Genomic DNA, 268 nt, shown 5'->3' with positions numbered 1-268 from the left:
CAGCCTGTATACGAAATGGTCGTAGGGAACCTCGATAGGAAACACGCCAAGAAATCGACGCCCCGCAACCTCGAACTCACGTTTGTAGAAAAGCGATTTGGGCGTGAAATTCGAGACAGACGCAGAAATTTCCCAAAACCACTCATTAAGTTCACGCCTTTCATCGATAGTTTCAGTTTCGACCAAAAGTTCTTTTCGGTCCCAAACCTCGACATCATGCTCTTCCATCACGATCTTCGCGCTATGCGTAAGTGCCAAAGGCAAAAAC

Annotated in this window: 1 protein-coding gene; it reads right to left on the bottom strand. The window is 47.0% G+C overall.

All coding sequences use genetic code 11. The features are described from left to right. On the bottom strand, positions 1 to 228 hold a 228-nt coding region (locus tag AC1RP4_RS08025), incomplete at its 3' end, for a hypothetical protein (protein ID WP_481763281.1). Between the last annotated feature and the right edge of the window lie 40 nt (positions 229 to 268).

Source organism: Dellaglioa sp. CoH-56-MRSF-10, assembly GCF_056782175.1.
The sequence above is the reverse complement of the archived record's forward strand: the minus strand, read 5'-3'. Positions and strand labels throughout refer to the sequence as shown.